The sequence below is a fragment of the Pseudomonas sp. TWP3-1 genome (genome assembly GCF_049896625.1).
GTDB lineage: Bacteria > Pseudomonadota > Gammaproteobacteria > Pseudomonadales > Pseudomonadaceae > Aquipseudomonas.
The window spans coordinates 1-1,259 of the sequence record NZ_JAFCUQ010000044.1 but is presented as its reverse complement, the minus strand read 5'-3'; the positions used below and the strand labels follow the sequence as shown (position 1 = coordinate 1,259).

The window sequence follows — 1,259 nt, the reverse complement described above, 5'->3', positions numbered from 1 at the left end:
AAGTGCAGTGGTCAACTAATTCCGGGCACCTCGATAGGTGGTTTTGACGCCATTGCCCGCTCATAAACGGTCGGTGGCAGATATCCCAGTTTCGAGTGCAGCCGTTCGTTGTTGTAAAACCCAACGATGTACTCAGTGATGTCGCGGATGGCTTCAGCATGGTTCGCGTAGTCACGTCGCCATACCCGCTCCATTTTCAAACTCAGGAAGAAGCGCTCCATCACCGCATTGTCCCAGCAATTACCTTTACGGCTCATGCTCTGCTGCATGTCGTTTCTGGCCAGTAACTCTCTGTAAGTTGCACTCGCGTATTGGCTACCCCGATCCGAGTGGGCAATCAAGCCTGGTGGCGGTTGACGCTGCGCGATGGCCAGTTGCATCGCAGTGCACACCAGCTCTGCCGGCATGTTCGGAGCCATCGACCAGCCCACGATCTTGCGTGAAAACAAGTCCAACACCACGGCCAGATACAGCCAGCCACTGCGGGTGCGGATGTAGGTGATGTCGGCTACCCAAGCCTTGTTTGGCGCCGCTGGATCAAATTCTCGGCTCAGCACATTCTCTGCAATCGGCAGGTCATGATTGCTATCGGTCGTGTGTACAAACTTGCGCTTCCAGGCCGAACGTAGCCCATTGGCACGCATCAAACGGCGGATTTTATACAACCCGACAGACAGGCCTTTGCCGCGCAAAGCGTCGCGCAAGGGGCGGCTGCCGTAGCAACCACCACTCTCGGCAAAAGACGCCTTGAGTTGCACAACGACAGGACAACTCTGCCGGACGGGCGCATCAGCACGCTTTTTCGACTCATAGAAGCCCGAGCGACTAATGTTCAGTAACCGACAGACATGTGCCACTGAGTAAGCCTTCTGTTGCAGCTGCCGAACCAGTCGATACCTTACTTCAGCTCGCGGGCAAAGAAGGCCGTAGCCTTTTTTAAGATGTCGTTATCCATCTTGAGCTGGCGATTTTCCTGCTCCAATTGCCGGATGCGCTGCTGCTCTGCCGTCAATGGCTTACCGATTCCGGCCTGCCCCAGTTGCTCTGCCTCATATTGTTGAATCCAGCGTCGAACGGCCGTCTCACCAATGTTCAGATCCTGGCAAACCTGCGTAACGGTCAACCCCTGATCCTTGATCATCTTCACGACTTGCAGCTTGAAGCTGTCGTCGAATGCCCTGCGTTTTTTGGTCATGAATAACTCCTCGATAGATGCATTTTCCACCTATCGGGGTGTCCGGGGAAATTAGACCACTGCA

1 protein-coding gene is annotated in these 1,259 nt (G+C 54.6%); it reads right to left on the bottom strand.

Annotated elements, in window-relative coordinates; genetic code table 11:
- Window positions 1-11 precede the first annotated feature (11 nt).
- A protein-coding gene (locus ACP7BN_RS27655) for an IS3 family transposase (RefSeq protein WP_426206974.1) occupies window positions 12-1,195 on the bottom strand; the annotation gives its coding sequence in 2 pieces (ribosomal slippage) (window positions 12-931 and window positions 931-1,195; 1,185 coding nt in all).
- Window positions 1,196-1,259: the final 64 nt, after the last annotated feature.